The sequence below is a fragment of the Acinetobacter sp. WU_MDCI_Abxc222 genome, from assembly GCF_025514755.1.
In the GTDB taxonomy this organism is placed as follows: domain Bacteria; phylum Pseudomonadota; class Gammaproteobacteria; order Pseudomonadales; family Moraxellaceae; genus Acinetobacter; species Acinetobacter geminorum.
On record NZ_JAHPVG010000016.1, the window covers coordinates 16,974 to 42,676 of the forward strand.

Sequence of the window (25,703 nt, forward strand, 5' to 3'; positions counted from 1 at the left end):
ACTGATCCTTGTACGATAGAAGCTTAGTAGATCAATTTGCTTTACTGAAAAAGTTTAATAATTTCATGTCGCAAAAATTGATGCCTTAAATTATCCCTTAAATCCTCATGCCAAAACATACCCATTTTAATATTGGTTATCTCAAAAGGCAGAGAATGTAAGCGAATTGCAGCACTATAAGACAAATGCTGCAAAATCATTCGAGGCATAGTAAGTATTGCGTCGGCTTGAGCTCCCAAAACTTGTAACGCTGTTGAGTAGTTTTGACAGCGCATAAATACATTTCTTGAAATTTTTTGGTGTTGATTTAAATAAATATCTTCAAGCAAAGCGCCCGTACGGCGTGAGGAAACACCAATATGCCGACCACTGATGTAAGTAGATAAATCGACTTCTTTAAGTTGACTGCAAATGACGAACTCGTCTGTTACCAAATGATCAAAGATAATTTTGGGTGATAAATATTGTTCTAGGTCAATCACGAAATCGAGCTGCTGTGTCGCTAAGTCAGTCATAATATGTTTTCGATCTAGCTTCATGCTCACAAACTGCAAATCTAAATTAAGATTTTGAAAATGTTGAGCCAGTCTTGGAAGAATAATCGGCTCAATTTCATCATGCACGGCGATTTTTAAGTTTTTTAAGCTTATTGGATCGAACACATGCTTCTGCTGGCTAATATTTTGAATGGTTAAAAGTGCTTGCTTCACAGTTGGGTAAATCTGCTCCGCAAAAGGAGTAGCAGACATTTTATTGCCTACTCGTATAAATACATCATCTTCAAGTTGCTGACGTAAACGCTGCAAAGCATGACTTGCCGCTGACTGCGTAATATTAAGGCTACTTGCGGCATTCGAAATGCTTTTTTGTTCATAAATCGCGATAAAAAGCGGATATAAATTGATATCAATCCGGTGGAAAAAGCTTAGGTCTAGGCCATGTAAGTTATGAATATTATTCATGAGGTATTATTTAATAAAATCATTTCATTCATATTAAGTTTCAAGTTATGTTGATGTAAAGACCAGATAATGATGTGAAGGAAAAAAGAATGTTTGAACTTTCAAAGAAAGCTCAAGATTTTGCTGAGCGAACAAGAAAATTTATTTTAGAAGAAATAGAACCTGTCGAAGCAAAATTTTGGGAAGAGGTTCATGAGTTAAATCCAGATGGAAACTGGAAAAAATGGCAGTGGCCTGAACTGTTAGAAACTCTGAAAACTAAAGCTAAACAAGCCGGTCTTTGGAATATGTTTTTACCCGATGAAAAGTTGGGTGCTGGGTTAACTGTTCAAGAATATGCGCATATTGCTGAATTGACTGGCCGCAGCTTATTGGCACCTACCGTTTTTAACTGTAATGCACCGGATACGGGAAATATGGAGGTGTTATGGCGTTATGGTAATGAACAGCAAAAACAACAATGGTTACAGCCGTTATTGGACGGAAAAATTCGCTCTGTTTTTTGTATGACTGAACCAGATGTTGCGTCAAGCGATGCAACCAATATGCAAGCGACTGCACTCATCGACGGTAATGAAATTGTTTTAAATGGCAAAAAATGGTGGTCGTCTGGTTTAGGTGATCCAAATGCTAAAGTCATTATTTTTATGGCGCATACCCCAGATGAAACTAAAGACCGCCACCATCAACACTCTATGGTTTTAGTACCGATTGATACCGCAGGTGTTGAAATTCAACGTATGTTACCTGTGTTTGGTGACTACGATGCACCGCATGGTCATGGTGAAGTTCATTTTAATAATGTTCGAGTACCTATTGAAAACTTTATTGGTGGAGCGGGTCAAGGTTTTGAAATTGCACAAGGGCGTTTAGGGCCAGGGCGTATTCATCATTGCATGCGCTGTATCGGGGCTGCTGAAAAAGCACTAGAACTGATGATTGATAGAGGCATGTCTAGAACGGCATTTGGTAAAGAAATTTTAAAACTTGGCGGAAATCTCGAACGTGTAGCTGATGCACGGGTAGCCATAGATCAAGCTAGACTTTTAACCTTGTATGCTGCTTATAAAATGGATACTTTAGGAAATATGGCTGCTTTAACAGAAATATCTGCAATTAAAGTAGTCGCTCCGAGCGTTTTAGAAAAAGTAGTCGATATGGCAATTCAGCTACATGGCGGTGCAGGTGTTTCAAGAGATACGCCATTAACGGGTTTCTTTGCCCAAGCACGCAGTTTACGTTTAGCTGATGGTCCGGATGAAGTGCATAAAGGCATGATTGCCAAATTAGAGTTAGCCAAACGTGGTTATGGTCGTCATAAGAAAGTATAAGTTTAAAGGAAATAAATATGTCGGTAATTGATGTAGGCGGTGAAGTACGTGAAGGTGAAGAACTTGATATTGGGGCAGTTGAAAACTGGTTAAAGAACCAAGGTGTTGAGTTGGTTGGCCCAGCAGTCGTTACTCAATATACGGGCGGGGCGTCGAATTGGACTTATCGTTTAAAATATGAAAATACCGATTTAATTTTGCGACGTCCCCCAAAAGGAACAAAAGCGAAATCGGCCCACGATATGGCCCGTGAATATATGGTGCAGAAAAATCTTGCGCCTTATTATCCGGTGCTTCCTAAAATGGTAGCACTTTGTCAGGATGAGTCGGTCATTGGCTGTGATTTTTATGTAATGGAACGCATTGAAGGAATTATTCCTCGTGCAAAATTACCGCCTGAGCTTGGTTTTAATGAAGAAGATGTTCATCAACTTTGTGTAAACGTTATTGATAAGCTCATTGAGCTGCACCAAGTTCCTTATGAGAACACGCCTTTAGCTGAACTAGGCAAAGGAACAGGATATTGCCGTAGACAAGTTGAAGGTTGGGATAAACGCTATGAAAAAGTCCGTACTATTAACGTTCCTTCATTTAAATATGTTCGAAAATGGCTAAACGATAATATCCCTCAAGACTCTACGACTTGTATTATTCACAATGATTGGCGTTTTGATAATGTGATTTTAGATCCAGAGCATCCAACAGAAGTGATTGGTGTATTGGATTGGGAAATGGCGACTTTGGGTGATCCATTAATGGATTTGGGTAGCGCTTTGGCCTATTGGGTCGAACCTACGGATAATATGATTTTTAGATCGACGCGCCGTCAGCCTACTCATCTAAAGGGAATGTTCTCTCGTAAAGAAGTCGTTGAATATTATTTGAAAAAAACAGGTCTGGAGCCTCAAAACTGGGCTTTTTATGAAGTCTTCGGTGTTTTCCGTTTAGCAGTGATTGCCCAGCAAATCTATTATCGCTATTACCATAAACAAACTCGAAATCCTGCTTTTAAAGATTTCTGGATTGTCATTCATGCGCTACATATTCGAGCTTTAAAACTTATCGCACAGCAAAAATTGCAAGAATCTGAATTTGCTCAGCAATCTCTACAGAAAATACAGGGTATTTTAAGAAAATGACCACAATTTATCTGGTAAGACATGGGCAGGCATCATTTGGTAAAAGTAACTATGATGAACTGTCTGAAAATGGTGAGGCTCAAGCGACGTTATTAGGACAATATTTTAAGCAAATATTGAAAGAACAACCTTATGTGGTTGCAGGAACCATGCAGCGTCATGAACAAACCGCACAACTTGCACTTAATGAATGCTTCCCAGATACAGTAATTCATCATAATAATTTATGGAATGAGTTTAACCACCAACAGGTTTTTGCACGTTATGAGCCACGTTTTGAACAGCCTGAGTTGTTAAAAGCTGACGTAGCACAAGAACAAAACCCACGCGCGTATCTTGCCAAAATATTTGAAGGTGCCATTGGGCGATGGACCGATGGTGATTTTCATCATGAGTATGATGAGTCTTGGCCGCATTTTAAAGAAAGAGTCGAAACAGCATTGCAGCAACTTTGTGATGAGTTAGCAAAAACCAAACCTCGTTATGCAATTGTTTTTACATCTGGTGGTGTGATTTCTGTAGCAATTGGCAAACTGCTTGAACTTAGCCCCAATCGAACTTTTGCCTTGAATTGGGCAATTGCTAATACAAGTCTCACGACTTTGCGGTTGGTTGGAAATGAAGCTCAGGTTTTAAGTTTAAATGAACATCATTTTATAAAAGCTGAGCGTCCAGATTTACTGACATGGATTTAAAAATAAGGATAAAAGCATGGCAAAGACAATTTTAATTACAGGTGCAAGTTCTGGTTTAGGCGCTGGTATGGCGCATGAATTTGCAGCCAAAGGTTATAACTTGGCGATTTGTGCACGCCGTTTAGACAGATTGGAAGATTTAAAAACTGAACTTGAAAATGAGTACGGTATAAAAGTAATTGCAAAAAGTCTGGATGTAACTCATTACGATCAGATTTTTGAAGTATTTCGCGCTTTTGAACAAGAATTTGGCTATTTAGACCGAATTATTGTAAATGCGGGAGTCGGCAATGGCCGCCGTATTGGTAAAGGTAATTTTGAAATTAACAGAGCCACGGCTGAAACAAACTTTATCTCTGCTTTAGCACAGTGTGAAGCAGCAGTTGAAATTTTTAGAGCGCAAAATGCAGGTCATTTGGTGGTGATGTCATCCATGAGTGCGATGCGTGGATTACCAAAACATTTATCGACCTATGCAGCAAGTAAAGCTGCGGTCGCTCACTTGGCCGAAGGTATTCGTGCTGAATTACTGGATACACCAATTAAAGTCTCAACCATTTTCCCAGGTTACATTCGCACTGAAATGAATGAAGGTGCTAAACATTTACCTTTTGAAGTAGATGCCAAAACAGGATGTAAAGCTTTAGTCAAAGCGATCGAAAAGCAACCTGTAAAAGCTTATGTGCCACAGTGGCCGTGGTTACCCATGAGTATTGCCATGAAGGTTTTGCCTTTAAAGTTGGTCAATAAATTAGGATAAAAAATACCCCCTAAAATTAGGGGGTAATATTTATTTAGAACTTTTTGGTGTAATTAACAAATAAACGGTCTTCACCAAAGTCATTGCCGTGTTTAACCTTGTAATCAATACGAATATATTGCAGAGCCACGCCTTTTAAGAATGGCTGTTGAAATGCATAGTTTAAAATCACATTAGACTCGGTTTCATGGTTCTTTTCACCATTGGCTGCTTTAAAGTCATTGCCGTAAACATATTTCACCATCGCATTTAAACCCGGTACATAGTCTTTAAAGTCATAGCCATACATGACGTGGTAAGACTTTTCATCTTCTTTAAAGAAGCCCGTAGCATTCCAGTTAATAAAATAAGTTTCTGGTAAGAAGCCATCTGGTAGCGGGTAAGCCGACTCTCCAATAATTTGTTGGTAACCCAAACCAAAGGTATGGTTTTTTAATTTAACGGTTTCAAGTAATCCAATGTTTTCTGCATCAATATCAAAGGTATTGCCGTCATCTTTTGCACTAAAGTACTTAAACTTAGAGGTGAGTGCAAAACTTGGCTGTTTCCACGTATGTTCCAGACCCACATAGTGTTTGTTGTAGAGGTCTTCCAAATTACCAAAGTAATATTCGCCCTTTAAAGACGGCGTAAATTGATAGCGCAGGTCAATGTAGTTCAAGCCATCAGATTCTTTGGTAATTCCATTTGATGTGAAAGAAAACTTTTTAAAGTCTTCTTCATTTCTTGGCGACACTTTTTCCACTCGGCCAATTTCAGCATAGAGCTGATCTGAAAGTTGTGACTTTAAATTGGTTCCCCAATATGAAGTGAGTAACTGACGACTAGCATCTACAGCCGTTACAGGTAAATCTAGCCAGAGTTCACCGACACTTAAAAGTGTTTTGTCATAACCTAGCTTTAAGGTCGCGCCGTATTTTAGATAGTCAGATGCTTGAGATTGCGTTTCTTTATTAAAAGGCAAAACTGTATCCGCAACATGTTTGTCTGAACTTAAGCGCACGGCGTATTGAACAGAAGCATCTGCCCCAATCGTAATTGGTTTGTTTGCTATGACTAATGGAGTGTCATGCATTTTCGATTTATAAAATAATGATGCTGCCTGAGACCAACTACCAGTATCTTTAAGTACATCATTATCAAAATCACGGTTGATATAGGCATTTTTTAAAGTGAATTTCCATTCATCTTCAGTTTGCTGATTTGGATTTGCGGCCCATGAGTTGCTACACATCAGTAATAAAGTGGCAACAGCTAAAGTGTGTGGTTTAAAACGGTGAAATAATTCCATAATCCATTTTCCAGATGTATGCCAATCCTCGGCACTACGCAATTTTGAGTATTTTGGTACTCTCTAAGCGTTTAGTTAGAGAGTACATTTGGTGAGACCTATTAATTTAATTTTTCAACCTTGATGCTTTCACTAAAGAATTTGCAGCCTTTAAAAAGCAGAATTAGAGCCAGTACACACGACAGACCACCTACAATAGATAAAGAAGAACCCACCATTAACGGACTACCAAAAACTTTATCTGTGATAATGGCCACCAATGTTGTACCAATGCCGAGCCCAATTAAGTTACTCACCAAAAGGAAGAGGGCAGAAAGGCGTGCTCTAAATTGGTTTGGGGCTAACATTTGCAAAGCAGTTGCTGAAATTACTAGAGGGAAAGATGCAAAGAACATTGCAGGAATCAGTAAGCTAACTGAAAGCCAGAGTTGATCTGTTTGGGTAAAAAATGCAATTGGAATAATCAGTCCAACAATACCAATTACACCAGTGAACATCGGTGCATCTTGGCGACCTTTTTTAATAAACCAGTCATTTAGCCAACCTGCACAAAATACGCCTAATGTATTTGCGACTAACAGAATGGTACCAAGCATATAGCCTGTTTCAGTCGGCGCGAGTTGAAACTTACGAATATAAAATGCAGGTGTCCAGCTAGTTAGGCTATAGAGTGCCATTGCATAAAAGGTAAAACCTAAATAATGACAAGCAAATGTTTTCGAATGTTTTTTAATAAACTGAAGGCATTGTGTGAATTTAACTTGGTCAACTTGTCCATTTTGGTTGAGTTGCTGGCCTTTACGTGCAGGGTCTTTAACGGTGAGGATAAAGAGCAAACCAATAATAATGCCGGGTAAACCCACCACTAAAAAGGCAATTTGCCATGCTTTAAGGGCACCTAATAAAGGAACCTCAATGAGTGTCACGCCTTTAAGCAGGTTAATCACATAACCGCCAACTAAAAAGGCGATACCTCCACCTAAGAAAGCGCCAATTGAATAGACCCCAACAGCGCGGCCTAGTTTGTCTTTACTAAACATGTCACTAAACATTGAATAAGCTGCTGGAGATAAAGCCGCTTCACCGACACCTACCGCCATACGGCTTAAGAACAGTTGAATAAAGTTTTTACTTAAACCACAAGTTGCTGTTGCCAGACTCCAAACAATAATCCCGATTGAAATTAGTTTTGGTCGTGAAAAACGGTCGGCAATGTAGGCTAATGGTAAACCCATCACCGCGTAAAACAGTGAGAAGGCGAGGCCATGTAACAAACTAAATTGGGTATCTGAAAGTTGGAGATCTGCTTTGATGGGTTCAATCATCAGTGCCAGAATTTGGCGGTCAATAAATGAAAATATATATGCCACCATACAAAGTATGACCACATACCATGCATATGCATTGCTTTTCTTCTGTGTCCTTTCAACAGCGATATTACTTTGGTTCATACACTTAATCCTTATGTATAAAACGCTTAAAGAAATTGATATCTAACTTTTATTATTCCTCTAAAGTTTTCGATATTTCCCCCTTTTAGATAAGAATAATAAATAGGCTAGAAATGAGTAATTTGGTCTCGTACAGACCGGAAGAGTGCGTCTAAACCCAATTAGGAGTTAATGGGATTTTCAAGATCATGGAATTATTATTTTCTTTTTATATGTAAAATTCCATTACTTATTGAGTATGTTAGAATACCTAAAAAGTATGTTAAGTAATTATATATAGATAAGTTTGCGATATAAAAAATTGATTTTATTTATTTTTATTGTTTTAACGAAAGAGCAGTTATAGAAAAAGAAATTTTTAACTGCTCTAAGAAAGCTAATTTATCATAATGAGAAATATTTAACTGGATGGCATCAGGTCAAATAATTTTTTTAACTGGTGATTTAAATTATGTAGCTCGTCTTCTGAAAAAGCGTTAAGGATGCCTGCCAAGGTAACCACACTAATCTGATTAATCTGTTCAACCAGATCAACACCTTTGGGAGTTAATTTCACCATCGAGATGCGTTCATCGGAAGTAGAAGAGTAGACCTCGACAATTCCATCTTCTACCAAGCGATATACCGCTTTGGTTGCCGTCGTTAACTTTAAAGTAGAAAGATTGGCGATGTCGGTGATACTGGCTTCCCCAAGGGCATTAGTGCTTAAAATAATTTTACGACGCGTATTATCAATACCTAGCTTTTTTATTGATTTTTCAATCAGTTGTGAATACTTTCCATTCACTTGGGAAACCCAAAAAAAAGGGAAATTTTGAATACTCGACGGTTCTTTATTAGGAAGAAATTGTTCTAAATGATCAAGCATAGCTAAGCAATAACTTAGTGAAAAAAGGGTAATCCTATTATAAACAAAATTTTGCATATTTCCTTGAGAACAAATTATAAAAAATACTTGACAATTCCATTAAATTTTCCCATATTTTGATTAATGAATAAAAATACATGGAAAAGTGAATGAATATTGTTAGCCAAAGCGTGCACAAAGGAAGTGGCAAGCTCAAGGTGATGGTCAAGGACACAATTGATATTCAAGGTCTGAAAACCATAGCTGGTAGTCGAGCTTTATTAAATGTTGAACCTGCTCAAGATGATGCTGAGGTGGTTAAAAACATTTTAAAAGCAGACTGTGAAATTCTTGCGAAAACAAATTTGCACGAATTGGCTTTCGGTATTACAGGCATTAACCATGCTTTTGGTACACCCATCAACCCTAAATATCCTGAACTTATTCCAGGTGGCTCTTCGAGTGGTTCGGCTGCGGCAGTTGCTGCTAAACAAGCTGACTTTACTCTAGGTACCGACACTGGCGGCTCTATCCGTATGCCCGCTGCGTGCTGCGGAGTTTTTGGTTTAAAACCAACTTTTGGTCGTGTGAGCAGAAAAGGCGTATATCCGCCGTCAAGTTCTTTAGATTGTGTTGGCCCTTTTGCAAATTCAGTCGAGATGATTGAAAAGGCCATGCAAATTATTGATCCAACTTTCAAACCTATTCAATGTACTAGCGCACCAAAAATTGCTGTTCTCGATGTAAAAGCAGATGAGGTTGTTTGGAACTGTATTCATCAAGCACTTCAAAAAGCCAATTTACAGACCACTTTAGAAAAAGTTGAACATTTTGAAGCTGCTTATGATGCAGGCATGCAGATTATTAATTATGAAAATTGGCAAGCTTTTGGTGAGTTAACTCAAACCGGCTTAATTGGTTCTGATGTAAATGGTCGTTTATTAAAAGCGGCACACACCACTTTAGAGCAAGTAAAACAAGCGGAAGCGGTGAAAGAGCAACTCGTCCAAGAACTCGATGCTTTATTAGAAAAATATGATGCATTGGTTCTACCGACACTTCCACAAATTCCACCGAAAGTTTCTGAAGCTGAAAACACGGTCGCTTTTTTGAATCTTACAGGTTTAGTTCGACCATTTAATTTATCAGGACATCCAGCCATTTCAGTGCCACTTGAAACCAGTGACGGGTTACCCGTGGGTCTACAGATCGTATCAAAGCATCAAAAAGATGAGCAATTATGTGCAATAGCTAAATTTTTTATTGATGCAATGCAATAAATTACAAGGAGTTAGATAATGAATAAGTTGTCTAAAATGGAGTTTGCTTTTCAAGACAAAGCAGTTGACTTAGACGCTTTGTGTCAAGAAATTCGTGAGCGTGCCTGTACAGGTGAATTTGATAATCAGGCATATGTGAGCCAAGACATTATCGAAAAACTTAAACAGATTGGCGTTTACCGTGCATTGGTGCCTAAACGTTTTGGTGGTGACGAATGCTCACCACGTCAGTTTTGTGAGTTGATCGAAACTTTATCTAAAGCTGATGGTTCAGTGGGTTGGGTGGCAAGTTTCGGTATGAGTCCTGCGTATTTAGGAAGTTTGCCTGAAGAAACACTTAAAGAGTTGTACCAAAACGGACCAGATGTCGTATTTGCCGGAGGTATTTTTCCACCTCAACCAGCTGAAATTACCGATGAAGGTGTAGTGGTTCGTGGGCGTTGGAAATTCTCAAGCGGTTGTATGGGAGCGGACATTGTTGGTGTGGGGATTTCACCGCTTAAAAACAATGAAATGCAAGGCTTACCACGCATGGCAGTGATGCCTGCCAAAAAAGCAAAAATCGAAATGACTTGGGACACCGTTGGCCTAAAAGGTACAGGAAGCCATGATTTAGTCGTCGAAGATGTATTGGTCGAAAAGAAATGGACCTTTGTACGTGGTGAACCTTCGAAACTAAGTGAGCCATTTTTTAAATATCCATCACTGTCTTTAGCTACGCAAGTATTAACCGTGGTGGGTATTGGTGTTGCAGCTGCCGCATTAGAAGAATTTGAAAAATTAGCCCCGGGTAAAGCATCGATTACAGGCGGGTCAGAAATTGCAAACCGCCCAGTGACTCAATATGAGTTCGCTCAAGCTGATGCTGAGTTTCAGGCTGCAAAGTCTTGGTTTTATCAAACCATGGATATTGTTTGGAATGAAATTATTGCTGGTCGTGAAGCAACTGCTGAACAAATTAGCGATATGCGTTTGGCATGTACCCATGCAGCGCGAGTTTGCGCCAAAGTGACCCGAAAAATGCAAATGCTCGCGGGTATGACAGCAATTTATACCAACAATCCATTTAGCCGTTTTGTGAATGACACCAACGTGGTCACTCAGCATGCTTTTATGGGCGATGCGACCTTACAAAATGCAGGCTCAATCAGTTTCGGGTTAAAGCCAACCCCAGGTTATTTATAAGTTTAATTTTTAAAAGGATATTGAGATGGAAGCTAAAAAATCATTACGCGTTTTGTTCTGCATGGGTATTAACCAAAACTTTTTTGATGCAGAACCTGCTGAAGCAAAAGCAGTTTGGGCAGCGTTTGGTGAAATGTGGAATGGCATTCATGACTTACCGGGCGTACATGTTTTTGGAAATCTTGATGATGACCAAAGCATGGTTGGCCCAAGTGCTGGCTGGCCTTGGACTACGTACTTGCTTGCAGATGTTCCGGATATTGAAACCGTACACGTGGCTTGTAACTTGTTTAGAACTACTGTGGTGGGTGAAGGGCCATACAAACTTTGGAAATATTGCAAAGTTGAAGCTCGTGTTGGGCGCGAATTGATTATTCAACGTTAAGGCAATGACAATGACTGACAAAGTGAATATTGCAGAAATCATAGAGCGACTAGAACAGTTAGAAGCGCACAACGCTATCCGTAACTGTCTGAACCGTTATATGGAAATCTGCGACGAGCTCAATGCAAATACAGACCTTGACGAGCTGATGAATCTTTTTGATCAAGACTGTATTTGGGAAGGTGTTGGCGAGAAATATGCCAAATCCTTTGGCCGTTATGATTCTTGGCAGTCGACTTACGACATGTTTAAAAGTTATACCCAAAAAGAATCTCACTTTGTTATGAATGCACACTTTGTAAATTCAGAACAAATTTATGTAAATCAAAATGATGCAAATGCTTCATGGCTGATGTTGCAGACTTCAACGTTTAAAGATGGCCGTAGTCATCTGAATACAGCAAAGCTCAATGTGAAGTTTCAAAAGCAAGCAGATGGAACATGGAAAATTAAACATTTCCAAACACAGAATATTTTCAGTCGTCCCGTATCGCATTGGCACAGTGAAGCTGAATTGCCGATACCTTCCCAAGAATGACCTAGGACATATTTAAAAGGACTATTGATATGAACAGTATTATCCCGACGCATAACATTGGCACTGATTACGATGCTTTAGTTCAAAGTGACCGTGCCCATACTTCTCTTTATAAAGATGAACGCATTTTTGATGAAGAAATGGAAAAAATCTTTTATAGCACTTGGGTGTGGGTTGCACATGCGAGTGAAATTCCAGAAGGTGGAAGCTATAAAACCATTAATATCGGTAAACAGCCTGTGGTTGTGGTGCGTGACCGTAAAAAGAAAGTCCATGTACTTTTAAATCGTTGTCGTCACCGTGCAGCAACCGTATGCGAACATAAAAAAGGAAAAACCAACAGTTTTGTATGTCCATACCACGGTTGGAGTTATGCACTTGACGGTAGTTTACGTGGTGTGCCATCTCCGGAAAGCTACGGCGATTGTTTAGATAAATCAGAATTACCACTGGTGAGTCTACGGGTAGAAGAATATAACGGCATGATCTTCGCTTCATTTAAAGAAGACATTCAACCGCTTGAAGAGTTCCTTGGGCCAGCAAAAAAATGGATTGACCTGTTTATGAAACAAGGTGCGGGTTATCCAATTAAAGTGTTGGGTGAACACCGTTTCCGTTTTCCGGGTAACTGGAAAATTCAGCTTGAAAATACCACCGATGCCTATCACTTTCCATTAGTACACAAGTCATTCTTAAGTTCTGTAGATGAAAAAACCGAAGAGCTCTTTAACTTCGAAAACCAACCGGGCTTTGTTGAAGACTTAGGAAACGGTCACAGTGTCATGGTGATGATTCCTGAACTGGTCGATTTAGACGAAGAACTCATGGAACGTCCAATTCAAGAGCGTTTCGAAGACTTGGCTCAAGCTTTGCGCGACGAAGGCCATGAAGAGTTAGAAGTACGCCGTATTGTTCGAGCAGTTGGTGGTTCTGGCTTTAACTTAAATTTATTCCCGAATATTGCATGTTCGATGGCGTTCTTCCGTGTGTTACAGCCAATTTCAGTTGCTGAAACAGAAATTCATCACTCGGTGATTACGATGGATGGTGGCCCGCAAATTGCCAACCAATATCGCTTACGTTTGCATGAACATTTCCAAGGTCCATTTGGTTTTGGTACGCCAGATGACTCAGAAGCTTGGGAGCGCGTACAACACGGTGCCAATGCGGGTAATGATTTATGGATTATGCTCAACCGCGGTTTACCGGGCGAAGTCAAAACCGAAGATGGCTTAAAAAGTGATGTTAGTGCTGAAACAGGTATGCGTGCAGCATATCAGCAGTGGAAAAAGATGATGACGGCTTAAGGAGAGAGCAATGAATATGAATCTGCAATTATTAAATGAAGTCACTGCTTTCATCTGGGCCGAAGCAGATATGTTAGACCACAGCGAGTACCGTGAATGGCTTAATTTATGGAATGAAAAAGGGGTTTATATCATTCCAATTGACCCAAACCTAACGGACTACGAAAACAACTTAAATTATGCCTATGACGATAATCATATGCGTACTTTACGTGTACAGCGTCTTGAAAATGGTGAAGCGATTTCTACCGCGCCTAAAGCAAATACTGTGCGTAGCATTTCTCGTGTACGAGTGATTCAAGATCAAGATGATGAAATCGTTTTACGCTGTGCTCAAAACTTACGTGAATTCCGTAAAGAAAACCTCAAGCATTACACGGCCGATATTACATACCATCTAACCCGTGATGCGACTACAGGTTTTAAGATTAACCGTAAAATCATTAACTTGGTTAACTCAACCGATACCTTAGCTGGTATTAGCTACATTCTTTAGGAGCGGTAACATGAAACAGGTTGTTTTAGTGACAGGTGCTGCTTCTGGACTCGGTAATGTGATTGCTGAATATTTTGCAAGCCAAGGCCATCAAGTGATTTTGTCGGCAAGTACGCTTGAAAAAGCCGAAAATGCCAAGGCTCAAAGTCAATATGCCCAAAATATGTTTCCCTTGAAATTAGATATTTCAGTTGAGGCAGATTTTCATGCAGCGGTGCAATGGATTGAAGAGAAATTTTCTAAACTTGATGTGTTAATTAATAATGCTACCGTCACTAAAGCAACGCCAGTATTAGAAATTACCGCAGCCGATTTTGATTGGGTGACCCAAGTCAACCAACGCGGCACCTTTCAGGCTTGCCAAATTATTGGCCAATATATGGCTAAAAAAGGCTATGGACGCATTATTAATATGGCGTCGTTAGCAGGACAAAACGGTGGTACTGCAACAGGTGCACACTATGCGGCAACCAAAGGCGCGATTGTGACGTTAACCAAAATTTTTGCCAAAGAGTTTGCGGCAAAAGGGGTAACGGTCAATGCAGTTGCTCCGGGACCGATGGAATCACCAATTGTTCATAGCGTGGTGCCAGACGAAAAAATGGAACAGTTCATCCAGAATATTCCGGTTAAAGCCTTAGGAAGTATGCATTTTATTGCTGAAACTTGTGGGTTGCTTGCGAGTCCAAATGCGGAGTTTGTGACTGGTGCAACATGGGATATTAACGGTGGTTTATTCATGCGCTAAGCCACAAGCTTAGGCATGAAAAGGGAGTTAAATCATGACTACACTTTATGATGTTGTCGTTAAAAATCGCCATGTAGAAGGTGGAAATATTGCAGTCATGGAATTTGAATCTGCAACTTCTGCTGCATTACCAAAAGTTGAAGCGGGTGCGCATATTGATGTGCACTTACCAAATGGTATGGTTCGCCAGTATTCACTTTGCCAAAATCCAAATCACGAAGGAAAGTTTCGCCTTGGAATTTTACGTGACCCTGAATCACGTGGGGGATCGATTTCTGCATTTGATGAAATTAAAGATGGCATGCAAATTCAGGTCAGTGAGCCAAAAAATTTATTTCCACTTTTAAAAGCCAAACACAGTGTCTTGATTGGCGGTGGAATCGGGATTACGCCGTTAATAACGATGGCATATCAACTTGCACATGAAGGTGCATCGTTCGAGCTTCACTATTGTGGCGCTAGCCCTGAAAACTGTGCTTTTGTTGATGAAATTAAAAATGGTGAGTTAGCAAAATACACAACCTTCCATTTTAAATCGGAAGGTGCAAGCCACAGAGCATTTTTTGAATCTGCCATTAAAGATATTGACCTTGAGAGCCATATTTATACCTGTGGTCCAGTCGGTTTCATGGACTGGGTGATTAACCTTGCCACGACTCACGATTTTCCTGAACAGCAAATCCACAAAGAATATTTCCAAGTTGAAACAGATACTTCTGGAGATTCATTTGAGGTGGTGGCTGAGCGTAGTGGAAAAATCATTATGGTTGAAGCTGGCGAAACTATTTTGCAGGCTTTGGCTAAAGAAGGCATCGACATTGAAATGTCTTGCGAGCAAGGCGTATGCGGAACCTGTATGTGTGATGTGATTGAAGGCGAACCCGATCATCGAGATGTTTATTTTACTGATGAAGAAAAGGCCAGCAATGAGCAAATATTGGTGTGCTGTTCACGCTCTAAAACATCGAGATTAGTTTTAGATATCTAATGCTCTCGCGATTTATATGGATGTAAGAGAAGGTTTAGGAGAAAGATGATGAATGTATTACAACAAATAGATGAGTTTACGGTCGATCCACTACAGTTCCGACGGGCATTAGGAAATTTTGCAACAGGCGTTACCATTGTTACCGCACAAAATGCACAAGGTGAGAAAGTCGGTGTAACCGCAAATAGTTTTAACTCGGTGTCACTCGATCCACCGCTTATTTTGTGGAGCATTGATAAAAAATCGTCAAGTTTTTCAGTATTTGAAGAAGCGACACATTTTGCAGTCAATATTTTATCAGGCACGCAAATTGAGCTGTCTAATAAGTTTTCGAGACGCAATATTGATAAATTTGCAGACACAAACTTTCAACTTGGTGCAGGAAGCGCTCCCATTTTAGAAAATTGTTCTGCGGTGTTTGAGTGCGAACGTTATCAAGTGATTGAAGGTGGTGACCACTGGATTATTGTTGGCAAAGTGGTTCGTTTCCATGACCAAGGCCGAAGCCCGTTGGTCTACCATCAAGGCGCATATTCTTGTGTCATGCCGCATCCGAGCCTTCAAGTTAAACAAACTGAAGAGAACGGCGTAGATCAAACACATTATGGGCACTTATATAATAATGTCTGCTATTTGATGAGTCGTGCTTTTAAAGCTTATCAAACCGACTATATCCCTAAGCAAATGGCTTCGGGTTTCCGTACCAGTGAATCACGTCTTTTGCTCGTTTTGGCCAGTGGTACTGCTTCAAGTAAGGAAGATTTACCGCGTGATATTGCTATGCCAATGCAAGAAGTTGAAAGGTCGGCTGAAATCTTAAAATTTGAAGGGTTATTGGTTGACCACGATAATTTGTATGCATTGACCGAAAAGGGTAAACAAACAGCGCAGTATTTATTTGATATTGCCGACAGCCACCAAAATGAGGTGTTTAAAAAGTATTCTGAGGAACAAAAGGATATTTTTATTACCATGCTGCGAGACTTTGCAGGAGTAGCATAAGTCCCATTAAGCTGATAAATTAAATTGATTTATCAGCTTCTTTACATCTAGCTGACTATCATCAAAACAATTCCAAGGATAAGGAATTTTTGGCACACAATTTGTTTATCAATAAAACAAGATTGCAAATAAGCCAAGACAGTGCACCACCACAGAAGCAAAAGCTTGAGCGGTTGCACATGTATAGAGAGGTAAGGGATGAACCAATATGTAAGTGATGCATTACTCACATGGACGCACCATATTAAAAGTGTGTGCGGCAATTTTGAAACCGATTTTGACGGAACCCGTAATTTATTCATTGGTGAAGTTCAGTGCTTTTTATTGGGTGATACCGAAATTGCTTTTATCAAAAACAATGCCAATAAAATTGTCCGTAAAGCCGATGAAATTGATCGAGTGAATAACCGTTTTTGTTTTTTGATTTTGCAGTATTCGGGAAAAATGCTGCTCGAGTATAAAAATGAAACTTTAAGCCTAAATGAAGGCGATATTGTGTTGGTCGATCCAGTCGAAACCATTTCGATGTATCCGCAGGGATTAGTCAGCCAGATTTCAGTGCACCTGTCGCGTGAAAAATTACTGAAAGAAAATATTAGTACTGAATATTTTGGAAAGCTCATTACGCAAAATATGAGTGGTTTTTTACTCAAGAATATTTTGAAAAATATGTCTGCTGAAAACATTAAACTTTGGTATGCAACTGAAGATGGCAATGCTTTTGAAGATGCGCTGATCGCCTTAATCAAACCCACAATCAATTATAAAAATATAAATAGCTCCAATAATCTAATGGAAAAAGCTGAGCGATATATTATAGAAAACTTAGCAAAACCAGATTTAACACCTAAATTAATTGCAGAGCACATTGGGGTATCTCTACGTCATCTTTATCGTCTATTTCTTCAAGAAAAATTATCGATTAACAAATATATACAGCTCAAACGCCTAGAAAAAGTCAAAGCAGATTTGCTTGATAAAAGAAATAAACAAAGCTCGATTACCCAAATCGCCTTGAAGTGGGGTTTTTGGGATGGCGCTCATTTCTCAAAAATATTTAAAAAGACCTATGGTATTTCTCCTAAAGAATTTAGAGAGGGTATCTCGGTTTAAAACTTTCATCTCTCAATGTCATTTTTAGACAAGTTCGACGTCATTCTTGAACAAGCTAGCCCTATGTAACTGTGTTGAAATTAAATTCATTAGAGCAGGCTAGATAAGCTTAATAATCATAAAACTATTAAGTTAATCTAATTAATTTCACTCACAGGAAAGTGCATTTTAACTGTCTGATTCAGATAGTTCAGGGATAGATCAAAAGGATGAAACCAATGCGTAAACAACGATTATTGAATGACATACAAAAAATACTGGCACTTAACTTATCAATCGCTGCAAGCTTTTGGGGACTCAATACTCAAGCGTTTGCTCATGGTGGAAAGGCCGAAATGGTCTCACTTTATCAAAATATGAGTGAGCAAGGTGCTAAAGTTGTCAAAGACGATTTTACTAATACTTATATGATCACCAAAGGCTCTATGGTGGTTCGGGCCAAACCCAATTCAGATCAGGTTTTGATAAATGGCAAACCTTTTAAACTCAGTGTCCCTTTATTAGTCAAAGATGGTAAACCAGTTATTGGAAAAGATTTTTTTAATGAAGTTTTCCAGTCTGGGTTAGATCAAACCTTTAAAATTGAAAATACGTTTCATCCACTCAATAGCTTAAATTCCGATGAAATTAAAAAGACATTTGATGTGATTAACCGCTCAAAATATGCCTATAAAAATATGCGTTTTGCTGAGTTAAAACTTAAAGAGCCTGAAAAAGCAAAAGTTTGGGACTACTTCATCAATCACAAAGAATTTAAAGAAGATCGTATTGCCTCATTTATTTTGTTAAAGGGGAGTCAAGCGATTGAAGGTGAAGTTAATCTTAACACTCAACAAGTCACAAAATGGAATGTACTTAAAGACACTCATGGAATGGTGTTGCTCGATAATTTTGAAGCCGTACAGCGTGTAATTGAGACGAGTAAAGAATATCAAGACGCGTTACGCAAACGTGGCATTACCGATGTGAAGAAAGTGATTGCTACTCCACTAACTGTTGGATATTTTGGCGGTAAAGATGGTCTGGATAAACAACTTAATATATTAAAAGTCGTTGCTTACCTAGATGTAGGGGATGGTAACTACTGGGCGCATCCTATTGAAAATTTAGTTGCTGTAGTCGATTTAGATAAAGAAAAAATTATTAAGATTGAAGAAGGTGCCATCATTCCTGTACCAATGGCAAATCGACCTTATATGTCGAATAAGCCAGTACCAAATAAGCTAAAACCACTCAATATTACTGAACCTGAGGGCAAAAACTTTAGCATTACTGGTCAGACTATACATTGGGGGAACTGGTGTTTGCATGTGGCATTAGATTCTCGTGTTGGCTTACAGCTTTCAACGGTGACCTATAAAGATAAAGGCGTTAAACGTAAAGTTATGTATGAAGGTAACCTTGGTGGAATGGTGGTTCCATATGGTGACCCTGATATTGGATGGTACTTCAAATCCTATTTAGACTCTGGCGAATATGGTATGGGAACACTTACCTCATCTATTCTTCCGGGAACAGATGCACCTGACAACGCTGTTTTACTTGATGCTGTGATTGCAGACTACAAAGGCCAGCCACAAGTAATTCCAAATGCCATTGCTGTGTTTGAACGTTATGCTGGACCTGAATATAAACATCACGAAATTTTTGGCAATCAAGATGCCAGTGAAGCCCGCCGTGAACTTGTCATTCGCTGGATTAGTACGGTTGGAAACTACGATTATATGTTTGACTGGGTATTTGCCCAAAATGGTGTAATTGGAATTAATGCAGGTGCTACAGGTATTGAAGCTGTTAAAGGCGTTAAATCACGTACTATGCATGACAGTAGTGCAAAAGAAGACACCAAATATGGCACTTTAATTGACCATAATATTGTGGGTACAACGCATCAGCACATCTATAACTTCCGCTTAGACATGGATGTAGATGGAGAAAACAACAGCTTTATGCATATGGACCCTGTGGTGAAAGCCAATGACAAAGGTGGTGCTCGTACAAGCACAATGCAAATCGATAGTAAAGTCATTACTAATGAACAAAATGCAGCTGAAAAATTTGACCCATCTACCATTCGATTACTCACGAATTTCAACAAGGAAAATAAATTAGGTAATCCGGTTTCTTACCAATTGATTCCATTTGCAGGTGGAACACACCCTGTGGCTAAAGGAGCTAATTTTTCTAAAGATGAATGGTTATTTAAACGTTTGAACTTTATGGATAAGCAAATTTGGGTGACTCAGTACAATCCAGACGAACGCTACCCTGAAGGGAAATATTCAAACCGTTCAACTCATGATACAGGGTTAGGACAATTCATTGGAAACAATGAAAATATCGAAAATAAAGACCTTGTGGTGTGGATGACAACAGGTACAACCCATGTAGCACGTGCTGAAGAGTGGCCAATCATGCCAACAGAATGGGTGAATACACTCATCAAACCTTGGAACTTCTTTGACAGCACCCCGACTTTAAATTTGGGTGAACAAGAGCAAAACACACAGCACGACCATCACTAAACGAGTAAATGATCTAGAGTGGGTAATGAATCGGTTACCCACACTTGAGCACGGTTAGGCCGTTCGCAAAAAAGGAATTTCTCAATGAAAAATTTATTTTCTCAGGTTGTGAGAGGGACTCTCTTTGTCTCATTTTTTTCAACTGTGCATGCCGGTGAGCTTGAAATTAAGCCAACTTTTGAAGCAACTTTTGGAGCTTTTAGTAGTGGTAAAAGCTATAACGGCGAAAATCTAGAGGATGAAAGAATTAATTGGCAAGAAGGTCATCTTAAATATGGTGCTAAAGGACAATACACCTTTAAAAACAATCAGCTCTATGCAAGTTTGAGCGGTATTAGCTCGGCAACATTTGGTGATGGTGACGCAGGTCAAAATAGTAATGGCAAAGAACGTAAAACAGATGTAAATGAATGGATCATTGGTTTTAAAGATGGCGCCAATAAAGATGAGTTGATGACCTATGATTTAAGTATCGGTCGACAAAATATCATGATTGGTGATGGGTTCTTTATTGCGGGTGATGCATTAAATCTCGGTAAAGCACCTGCGGAGGGCACACTAGATCGGGGCGGGGCATATTATCTGGCAGCTCGTCGAAGCTTTGATTTTACAAGTTTGCTTCAATACAAACCGCAGGAAAATACAACGCTAAAGCTGGCTTATTTAAAGTCCGACAATAAAGCACAATTTTCACCTGAACTGTTTGTGACTGATCTGATGTATCAGCTTAAAGATAAGGGCATTGGGTTTACCTATTTAAATGTATTAGATCTTAAAGATGCTGAAAAGGTTTCAGGGCGTGAAGATCTTAAAAACTATGCTTTACGTTTGAATTATCAACCTTTACCAGAATTACAGCTCAAAACTGAGTTTGTGGTGCAAGATAAAAAAGATAGCCAAGAAAATGCTGGCTACTTGGCACTGAACTATAACTTTTTATCTTCAAAATATACACCTTCATTAGGCTACCGTTTTAGCCATTTTTCAGACCAATACGACCCTATGTTTTATGGAAATACTGTCGGCTTTGGCACGTGGTTTCAAGGCGAAGTTGCCGGAAACTATGCAGGGCCATTCAATAAAAATGCCGATATTCATCAAATTTCTTACAGTATGAATCTAAAAGAAAATTTTATGTTGGGTGCTTTGGCTTATAAGTTCAAAACAGTAAATAAGTTTTTAAATAATGTAGATGGACATGAACTGGATGTCTTTTCGGTCTGGTCAGTCAATAAAAAACTCAATGTTATTCCTTTAGTGGGACTCTATAAACCGAAACACGATATCCATAGTGGTGGTACACAAAACTACGATGACAAAACCAATGTCTATGCGCAGTTAATTTTGCAATACATCTATTAATAGATCCTTTTAAATGAATTGAGAGAAATAAAAATGAGTGAAGTTCAGATTTTACAAAGCGTGCAACAATTTATGGCACGTCAACATGGACATTTTATTGATGGAAAGTTAGTTGCTGCCGAGCATTTAGATAAAGTGGATATTGTGAATCCATCGACTGAACAAGTGGTTGCTCAAATTAGTATTGGTAGTCAACAAGATGTCGAAAGCGCCGTTAAAAGTGCTGAACATGCTTTTCAAAATGCTTGGGCTGAAACTACGCCATATGAACGTGGCGTTAAACTAAATAAGCTAGCCGATTTAATTGAGCAACATGGTGAAGAACTTGCACAGCTTGAGTCGTTGTCTACTGGAAAACTTATCAATATTTCAAGACATCTTGAAGTCGCACAATCTGTTATTTTCTTAAGATATTTTGCAGGGTGGGCAACCAAAATTAATGGTCAAACCATGCAGCCTTCTATTCCTTCTATGCAAGGTGAAAAATATACAGCTTTTACTTTAAGACAACCAGTGGGTGTGGTTGCAGGGATTGTGCCATGGAATTTCTCACTGATGATTGGCGTTTGGAAAATCGGTTCAGCTTTAACAACGGGCTGTACCATTGTGCTTAAGCCAAGTGAGTTTGCCAGCTTATCTTTATTACGTTTGGCTGAACTTGCCATCGAGGCAGGTATTCCAGCTGGCGTAATTAATGTAGTGACAGGCAAGGGGGAGACTGGACAATATTTAATTGAATCGCCGCTCGTGAAGAAAGTCTCATTTACAGGTTCAGTACCAACTGGGATTGCCATTGGTAAGCTCGCGATGAGCAGCGATTTAACCCGTGTAAGTCTAGAATTGGGCGGTAAAAATGCCATAGCTGTTTTGGCTGATGCAAATATTGATGAGATTTTACCGACTTTATTACAAGCAACTTTTGTGCATCAGGGTCAAGTTTGTGCATCCCCAGAGCGTTTTTTTGTACACCGTACAAAATATGATGAACTTGTCGGGAAACTCTCGAAAGCACTCTCTGATTTCAAAATTGGATCGGCTATGGATGAGGGAAGTATGTTTGGTCCACTCTCGAATCAGCCACATTTTTATAAAGTAAAACATTATTTAGATATGGCTAAAGCCAACAACCAGATTATTGCAGGGGGTGAGGCTCTAGATCAGACAGGATATTTTGTACAGCCGACTTTAATTTCCTTTAAAAATACAGATGATCCTTTATTTTCTGAGGAAACCTTTGGTCCGGTAGTTGGTGTAATGCCGTTCGACACTGACGAAGAACTTATTCAACTTATGAATCAGTCGCGCTTTGGTTTAACCGCAAGTATTTGGACAAATGATTTATCTAAAGCATTGCGTTTAATTCCTAAAATTGAAGCAGGGACTTTGTGGGTCAATATGCATACGTTCTTAGATCCCTCAGTTCCATTTGGCGGAGTAAAAGCTTCGGGAATTGGCAGAGAGTTTTCAGATGCATTTATTGAAGATTACACTGAATTAAAATCGGTGATGATTCGGTATTAAGTTCAAAGATTCTATGAGATATAAAAATGGCCTATAAAGGCCATTTTTTTGAATCATTAAATTAACCTAATAAAAAATCTTTTAGGATTTTATTAAAAGCTTCTGGTTGCTCTACATTGGAAATATGAGAGGCATCTATTTCTGCAAGTTGTGATTGTGGAATGCGTTGCTGCATAAATTCACCATCTGCTATAGTCGTTACAGGGTCTTGAGTTCCAGCAATCACCAATACAGAAATTTTAATGTCTTTTAACTGCTCACGGACATCCGCTTTAGCCAAAGCCTCACAACAATTGGCATAACCCATTGCGCTGCCAGCACTTAAGTCGTTACATAGGTTGTTGACGATTGAAGCATGACTTTGGATAAAGGGATCTGTAAACCATCGCGAGGCTGCTGTAGCTGCGATCGGTTGTAAACCTTGCTCACGTACTAATTTTGCACGGTCAAGCCATGCCTGTTCTTGTCCAATTTTAGCGGCAGTATTTGCCACAACTACATGACTAAAACGGTCAGGATAATGGATCGCCAGCCATTGACCGGTTAAACCACCCATAGAAATACCACAAAAAGCAGCTTTGCTAATATTCAGATGATCCAGTAAACGAACAACATCTTCACCTAATTGCTCTACAGTGTATGGGCCGTCAGGGGTAGATGACGAACCGTGACCACGAGTGTCATAGCAGATCACAAAAAATTGATCTTTTAACTCATTAAACTGTTTTTGCCACATGCCATAGTTGGTGCCCAAAGAGTTGGAAAATACCAAAGCAGGGGAAGATGACTCACCAAAAGTTTGATAGTTAATTTGTGCATCGGCAGATTGAAAAGATGGCATTTGTTTCTCCTTAAAGTGCTTCAACACGTTCAATAATCAAAGCAATGCCTTGGCCCACACCAATACACATTGAACACAAGGCATAACGGCCACCTGTTTGCTCAAGTTGGTTCAAGGCTGTCGTCACGAGGCGTGCACCCGACGCACCAAGTGGATGGCCCAATGCAATGGCACCACCGTTTGGATTTACCTTGTTGCTATCATCTGGCAAACCTAAATCACGGGTCACTGCCAAAGCTTGTGCAGCAAAAGCTTCATTGAGCTCAATCACATCCATCTGCTCTAAAGTCAGGTTGGCTTGTTTAAGTAATTTTTTAATCGCTGGTGCCGGAGCAAAGCCCATAATACGTGGTTCTACACCCACTGCTGTTGAAGCAATGATCTTGGCACGTGGTTTTAGGTTATAAGCCTGAACTGCATCATCAGAAGCAATCAGTAGAGCTGCTGCACCATCGTTAATGCCTGAAGCATTACCCGCAGTGACCGTGCCATCTGCTTTAACCACAGGTTTAAGTTTGCTCAAACCTTCAAGGGTGGTTGATGCACGAGGATGTTCATCGGTATCAATCACAACAGCATCACCTTTACGCTGAGGGATTTCAACTGCCACGATTTCTTTAGAAAAAAAGCCTTTGGCTTGCGCGCTTGCGGTGCGTTGTTGGCTCACCAAGGCAAACTGGTCCTGATCTGCACGATTGACGTTAAACTGTTCAGCAATGTTTTCGGCAGTCTGGGGCATGGTATCTACACCATACAATTCTTTAAGTTTAGGGTTAATGAAACGCCATCCCATGGTGGTGTCTTCAATCTTCTGGCTACGGCCAAAAGCACTGTCTGACTTACCCATCACATAGGGTGCACGGCTCATGCTTTCTACACCACCGGCAATCACCAAATTCGCTTCACCTGCCTTGATGGCACGGGCAGCAATGGCAATGGCATCGAGTGAAGAACCGCACAAACGGTTAATAGTCGTTGCTGGTACTTGGTATGGTAAACCTGCAAGCAGTGCTGACATACGACCAACATTACGGTTATCTTCACCGGCTTGGTTGGCACAGCCGTAGATCACATCATCGACCTGTTCCCAATCTACATTCGGGTTACGTTGGATTAAAGCTTTAATCGGCACAGCCCCCAGGTCATCGGCACGGACAGGAGCAAGGCCACCGGCATAACGGCCGAATGGAGTACGGATCGCATCGATGATATAAGCGGTTTTCATTCTAACTTTTGTCCTTTACTTCAGGCCTTTTAGCCATTCTCCGTAGGTATTTCGCGGTGGCGACATGGATGTCGCCTCGTTGCTCAGCACAACAGGGATGTTGTGTCTGAGTAACAAAGGTTTTTGGTTACTTTTTTAAAAAAGTGACACGAATTAGCTGGTGGTATCTGGCTTAAACAGGTAAGCCTCCGTTGTGATGATTTATAAATTTTCATATCAACGGATAACATCACGGCTGTAATTTACTGTGATATCCATAGGTCTATTGCATAAGCGATACCTTACTTTTGAAAGGTCAAAAGTAACAAAAACTTTTGTTGAACAGAGGAGGCTTCCTTGCCTCCCTGTCCAACGGGCGACATCCATGTCGCCTGTCACGATAGTTACTGCTGTTTAAACTTACCCTTGAGTCGCATCAATCAAAGTTGCACCCGTTAAAGCCTGTAACTCATCAAAGCTAAGACCTTCAACTTTCTCAATTACCTTTAAACCATCTTTGGTCACGTCAATCACACACAGGTCGGTGTAAATTCGGTCAACACATTTTTTGCCTGTCACCGGATAGCTCAGCTCAGCCACAATCTTCGGTTCACCTTGTTTGGTCACATGGTCTGTAGTGATAAATACTTTCTTGGCACCCACAGCTAAATCCATCGCACCACCTACTGCAGGAATCGCATCCGGTGCTCCCGTGTGCCAGTTTGCCAAGTC

Annotated in this window: 24 protein-coding genes; 17 read left to right on the forward strand and 7 right to left on the reverse strand. The window is 39.8% G+C overall.

Translation table 11 applies throughout. The features are described 5' to 3' along the window. Positions 1 to 41: 41 nt before the first annotated feature. Positions 42 to 962, reverse strand: coding sequence for a LysR family transcriptional regulator (locus tag KTJ10_RS16650; RefSeq protein ID WP_017481013.1), 921 nt, complete (start codon positions 960 to 962; stop codon positions 42 to 44). A gap of 89 nt (positions 963 to 1,051) precedes the next feature. Here KTJ10_RS16650 and KTJ10_RS16655 point away from each other — a divergent pair, with 89 nt between their 5' ends. From KTJ10_RS16655 to KTJ10_RS16670, 4 genes are read left to right on the forward strand one after another with little or no spacing between them, the layout of a single operon-like run. After that, on the forward strand, positions 1,052 to 2,293 hold the full coding sequence (locus tag KTJ10_RS16655) for an acyl-CoA dehydrogenase family protein (protein ID WP_262442464.1): 1,242 nt from the start codon (positions 1,052 to 1,054) through the stop codon (positions 2,291 to 2,293). 17 nt (positions 2,294 to 2,310) lie between these two features. Continuing rightward, positions 2,311 to 3,432: a phosphotransferase family protein gene (locus tag KTJ10_RS16660; protein WP_199977614.1), complete on the forward strand. Its 1,122-nt coding sequence runs from the start codon at positions 2,311 to 2,313 to the stop codon at positions 3,430 to 3,432. After that, positions 3,429 to 4,127: a histidine phosphatase family protein gene (locus KTJ10_RS16665; protein ID WP_017481016.1), complete on the forward strand. Its 699-nt coding sequence runs from the start codon at positions 3,429 to 3,431 to the stop codon at positions 4,125 to 4,127. Before KTJ10_RS16660 ends, KTJ10_RS16665 begins: the two co-directional genes overlap by 4 nt. A 16-nt stretch (positions 4,128 to 4,143) precedes the next feature. Further along, complete coding sequence (locus tag KTJ10_RS16670; RefSeq protein ID WP_262442465.1) at positions 4,144 to 4,887, forward strand: SDR family oxidoreductase; 744 nt, start codon at positions 4,144 to 4,146, stop codon at positions 4,885 to 4,887. Positions 4,888 to 4,921: 34 nt separating this feature from the next. Here KTJ10_RS16670 and KTJ10_RS16675 read toward each other — a convergent pair whose 3' ends face one another. The 3 genes from KTJ10_RS16675 to KTJ10_RS16685 all read right to left on the reverse strand — a co-directional run bounded on the left by KTJ10_RS16675 (position 4,922) and on the right by KTJ10_RS16685 (position 8,497). Beyond that, complete coding sequence (locus KTJ10_RS16675) at positions 4,922 to 6,178, reverse strand: OprD family porin (RefSeq protein ID WP_262442466.1); 1,257 nt, start codon at positions 6,176 to 6,178, stop codon at positions 4,922 to 4,924. A gap of 101 nt (positions 6,179 to 6,279) precedes the next feature. Then, positions 6,280 to 7,629, reverse strand: a complete 1,350-nt coding sequence (locus tag KTJ10_RS16680; RefSeq protein WP_262442467.1) for a spinster family MFS transporter — start codon at positions 7,627 to 7,629, stop codon at positions 6,280 to 6,282. A gap of 400 nt (positions 7,630 to 8,029) precedes the next feature. After that, the gene (locus KTJ10_RS16685) at positions 8,030 to 8,497 is read right to left on the reverse strand and encodes a MarR family winged helix-turn-helix transcriptional regulator (RefSeq protein ID WP_262442476.1); all 468 of its coding nucleotides are present in this window, start codon (positions 8,495 to 8,497) and stop codon (positions 8,030 to 8,032) included. Between the two features lie 149 nt (positions 8,498 to 8,646). Between KTJ10_RS16685 and KTJ10_RS16690 the strand changes: the two genes are divergently transcribed. From KTJ10_RS16690 to KTJ10_RS16750, 13 genes are all read left to right on the forward strand, one after another. Then, positions 8,647 to 9,756 (forward strand): amidase, encoded by a 1,110-nt coding sequence (locus tag KTJ10_RS16690; protein WP_262442468.1) that lies wholly within the window; start codon positions 8,647 to 8,649, stop codon positions 9,754 to 9,756. Between the two features lie 36 nt (positions 9,757 to 9,792). Beyond that, positions 9,793 to 10,941, forward strand: coding sequence for an acyl-CoA dehydrogenase family protein (locus KTJ10_RS16695; protein WP_262442477.1), 1,149 nt, complete (start codon positions 9,793 to 9,795; stop codon positions 10,939 to 10,941). A 25-nt stretch (positions 10,942 to 10,966) separates the two neighbouring features. Continuing rightward, positions 10,967 to 11,326: an IacB protein gene (locus KTJ10_RS16700; protein ID WP_191109358.1), complete on the forward strand. Its 360-nt coding sequence runs from the start codon at positions 10,967 to 10,969 to the stop codon at positions 11,324 to 11,326. Between the two features lie 4 nt (positions 11,327 to 11,330). Further along, entirely contained in the window at positions 11,331 to 11,864 is a 534-nt protein-coding gene (locus tag KTJ10_RS16705; protein ID WP_262442469.1) for a nuclear transport factor 2 family protein, read from the forward strand. 29 nt (positions 11,865 to 11,893) lie between these two features. Next, positions 11,894 to 13,171 carry an aromatic ring-hydroxylating oxygenase subunit alpha gene (locus tag KTJ10_RS16710; RefSeq protein ID WP_033847177.1) on the forward strand — a complete coding sequence of 426 codons (1,278 nt, stop codon included), beginning with the start codon at positions 11,894 to 11,896 and terminating at the stop codon, positions 13,169 to 13,171. Positions 13,172 to 13,181: 10 nt separating this feature from the next. Further along, positions 13,182 to 13,667: an aromatic-ring-hydroxylating dioxygenase subunit beta gene (locus KTJ10_RS16715; protein ID WP_087088245.1), complete on the forward strand. Its 486-nt coding sequence runs from the start codon at positions 13,182 to 13,184 to the stop codon at positions 13,665 to 13,667. 10 nt (positions 13,668 to 13,677) lie between these two features. Beyond that, the gene (locus tag KTJ10_RS16720) at positions 13,678 to 14,415 is read left to right on the forward strand and encodes an SDR family NAD(P)-dependent oxidoreductase (protein WP_262442470.1); all 738 of its coding nucleotides are present in this window, start codon (positions 13,678 to 13,680) and stop codon (positions 14,413 to 14,415) included. Positions 14,416 to 14,449: 34 nt separating this feature from the next. Then, positions 14,450 to 15,403, forward strand: coding sequence for a PDR/VanB family oxidoreductase (locus tag KTJ10_RS16725; protein WP_262442471.1), 954 nt, complete (start codon positions 14,450 to 14,452; stop codon positions 15,401 to 15,403). 45 nt (positions 15,404 to 15,448) lie between these two features. Further along, entirely contained in the window at positions 15,449 to 16,405 is a 957-nt protein-coding gene (locus tag KTJ10_RS16730) for a p-hydroxyphenylacetate 3-hydroxylase reductase component (RefSeq protein ID WP_081033373.1), read from the forward strand. Positions 16,406 to 16,603: 198 nt separating this feature from the next. Beyond that, complete coding sequence (gene feaR / locus KTJ10_RS16735) at positions 16,604 to 17,518, forward strand: transcriptional regulator FeaR (protein ID WP_005305971.1); 915 nt, start codon at positions 16,604 to 16,606, stop codon at positions 17,516 to 17,518. A gap of 209 nt (positions 17,519 to 17,727) precedes the next feature. Then, a complete protein-coding gene (gene tynA / locus KTJ10_RS16740) occupies positions 17,728 to 20,043 on the forward strand; it encodes a primary-amine oxidase (RefSeq protein WP_262440753.1) in 2,316 nt (771 codons plus the stop codon). A gap of 144 nt (positions 20,044 to 20,187) precedes the next feature. Beyond that, entirely contained in the window at positions 20,188 to 21,405 is a 1,218-nt protein-coding gene (locus KTJ10_RS16745) for a hypothetical protein (RefSeq protein ID WP_262442478.1), read from the forward strand. Between the two features lie 33 nt (positions 21,406 to 21,438). After that, positions 21,439 to 22,926, forward strand: a complete 1,488-nt coding sequence (locus tag KTJ10_RS16750; protein ID WP_262442472.1) for an NAD-dependent phenylacetaldehyde dehydrogenase — start codon at positions 21,439 to 21,441, stop codon at positions 22,924 to 22,926. A gap of 61 nt (positions 22,927 to 22,987) precedes the next feature. Here KTJ10_RS16750 and pcaD read toward each other — a convergent pair whose 3' ends face one another. From pcaD to KTJ10_RS16765, 3 genes are all read right to left on the reverse strand, one after another. Further along, positions 22,988 to 23,767, reverse strand: coding sequence for a 3-oxoadipate enol-lactonase (gene pcaD, locus KTJ10_RS16755; protein ID WP_199993452.1), 780 nt, complete (start codon positions 23,765 to 23,767; stop codon positions 22,988 to 22,990). Positions 23,768 to 23,777: 10 nt separating this feature from the next. After that, positions 23,778 to 24,992 carry a 3-oxoadipyl-CoA thiolase gene (pcaF, locus tag KTJ10_RS16760; RefSeq protein ID WP_262442473.1) on the reverse strand — a complete coding sequence of 405 codons (1,215 nt, stop codon included), beginning with the start codon at positions 24,990 to 24,992 and terminating at the stop codon, positions 23,778 to 23,780. 399 nt (positions 24,993 to 25,391) lie between these two features. Beyond that, positions 25,392 to 25,703 (reverse strand): CoA-transferase (locus KTJ10_RS16765; protein WP_316249918.1); only part of this gene is annotated, 312 nt, incomplete at its 5' end.

Coding starts and splice junctions, on each gene's coding strand:
- KTJ10_RS16650 (WP_017481013.1), bottom strand. CDS start 962: ATGAATAATATTCATAACTTACATGGCCTAGACCTAAGCTTTTTCCAC.
- KTJ10_RS16655 (WP_262442464.1), top strand. CDS start 1,052: ATGTTTGAACTTTCAAAGAAAGCTCAAGATTTTGCTGAGCGAACAAGA.
- KTJ10_RS16660 (WP_199977614.1), top strand. CDS start 2,311: ATGTCGGTAATTGATGTAGGCGGTGAAGTACGTGAAGGTGAAGAACTT.
- KTJ10_RS16665 (WP_017481016.1), top strand. CDS start 3,429: ATGACCACAATTTATCTGGTAAGACATGGGCAGGCATCATTTGGTAAA.
- KTJ10_RS16670 (WP_262442465.1), top strand. CDS start 4,144: ATGGCAAAGACAATTTTAATTACAGGTGCAAGTTCTGGTTTAGGCGCT.
- KTJ10_RS16675 (WP_262442466.1), bottom strand. CDS start 6,178: ATGGAATTATTTCACCGTTTTAAACCACACACTTTAGCTGTTGCCACT.
- KTJ10_RS16680 (WP_262442467.1), bottom strand. CDS start 7,629: ATGAACCAAAGTAATATCGCTGTTGAAAGGACACAGAAGAAAAGCAAT.
- KTJ10_RS16685 (WP_262442476.1), bottom strand. CDS start 8,497: ATGCTTGATCATTTAGAACAATTTCTTCCTAATAAAGAACCGTCGAGT.
- KTJ10_RS16690 (WP_262442468.1), top strand. CDS start 8,647: ATGAATATTGTTAGCCAAAGCGTGCACAAAGGAAGTGGCAAGCTCAAG.
- KTJ10_RS16695 (WP_262442477.1), top strand. CDS start 9,793: ATGGAGTTTGCTTTTCAAGACAAAGCAGTTGACTTAGACGCTTTGTGT.
- KTJ10_RS16700 (WP_191109358.1), top strand. CDS start 10,967: ATGGAAGCTAAAAAATCATTACGCGTTTTGTTCTGCATGGGTATTAAC.
- KTJ10_RS16705 (WP_262442469.1), top strand. CDS start 11,331: ATGACAATGACTGACAAAGTGAATATTGCAGAAATCATAGAGCGACTA.
- KTJ10_RS16710 (WP_033847177.1), top strand. CDS start 11,894: ATGAACAGTATTATCCCGACGCATAACATTGGCACTGATTACGATGCT.
- KTJ10_RS16715 (WP_087088245.1), top strand. CDS start 13,182: ATGAATATGAATCTGCAATTATTAAATGAAGTCACTGCTTTCATCTGG.
- KTJ10_RS16720 (WP_262442470.1), top strand. CDS start 13,678: ATGAAACAGGTTGTTTTAGTGACAGGTGCTGCTTCTGGACTCGGTAAT.
- KTJ10_RS16725 (WP_262442471.1), top strand. CDS start 14,450: ATGACTACACTTTATGATGTTGTCGTTAAAAATCGCCATGTAGAAGGT.
- KTJ10_RS16730 (WP_081033373.1), top strand. CDS start 15,449: ATGATGAATGTATTACAACAAATAGATGAGTTTACGGTCGATCCACTA.
- feaR (WP_005305971.1), top strand. CDS start 16,604: ATGAACCAATATGTAAGTGATGCATTACTCACATGGACGCACCATATT.
- tynA (WP_262440753.1), top strand. CDS start 17,728: ATGAAACCAATGCGTAAACAACGATTATTGAATGACATACAAAAAATA.
- KTJ10_RS16750 (WP_262442472.1), top strand. CDS start 21,439: ATGAGTGAAGTTCAGATTTTACAAAGCGTGCAACAATTTATGGCACGT.
- pcaD (WP_199993452.1), bottom strand. CDS start 23,767: ATGCCATCTTTTCAATCTGCCGATGCACAAATTAACTATCAAACTTTT.
- pcaF (WP_262442473.1), bottom strand. CDS start 24,992: ATGAAAACCGCTTATATCATCGATGCGATCCGTACTCCATTCGGCCGT.